The 773-nt window shown below is 61.2% G+C and carries 1 protein-coding gene; it reads left to right on the top strand.

Going from position 1 to position 773, the window contains the following annotated elements; genetic code table 11:
• Positions 1–773, top strand: a 773-nt coding sequence (locus QCE62_RS35080; RefSeq protein ID WP_309928013.1) for a citrate/2-methylcitrate synthase, incomplete at both ends; no start/stop codon positions are given.

Genomic DNA, 773 nt, shown 5'->3' with positions numbered 1-773 from the left:
GGCGGTTTCAAGCCGAAGAAGTCCGTTGCGCTGTCCGGCGTGACGGCGGGCAATACCGCGTTGTGCACGGTCGGCCGCACTGGCAACGATCTGCACTACCGCGGCTACGACATTCTCGATCTCGCCAACACGTCCGAGTTCGAAGAGATCGCCTATCTGCTCGTGCACGGCAAGCTGCCGAACGCCGCTGAACTCAAGGCTTACAAGACCAAGCTGAAGGCCATGCGCGGCCTGCCCGCGAACCTCAAGGCCGCGCTCGAATGGATTCCGGCTTCGGCGCATCCGATGGACGTCATGCGCACCGGCGTCTCCGTGCTCGGCACGATCCTGCCCGAGAAGGACGATCACAACATTCCGGGCGCGAAAGATATCGCCGACAAGCTGATGGCCTCGCTCGGCTCGATGCTGCTGTACTGGTATCACTACTCGCACAACGGCAAGCGCATCGAAGTGGAAACCGATGACGATTCCATCGGCGGACATTTCCTGCATCTGCTGCATGGCGTGGAGCCGTCGAAGTCGTGGGTCGATGCGATGCACGTGTCGCTCAACCTCTACGCCGAACACGAATTCAACGCATCGACCTTCACGGCGCGCGTGATCGCGGGAACCGGCTCAGACATGTATTCGGCGATTGCGGGCGGTATCGGCGCGTTGCGCGGTCCGAAGCACGGCGGCGCCAACGAAGTGGCCTTTGAAATTCAGTCACGCTATCTCGATGCCGACGAAGCCGAAGCCGACATCAAGCAGCGCGTGGAACGAAAGGAAGTGGT

Source organism: Caballeronia sp. LZ033, from assembly GCF_031451265.1.
Taxonomy (GTDB): domain Bacteria; phylum Pseudomonadota; class Gammaproteobacteria; order Burkholderiales; family Burkholderiaceae; genus Caballeronia.
The sequence above is the reverse complement of the archived record's forward strand: the minus strand, read 5'-3'. Positions and strand labels throughout refer to the sequence as shown.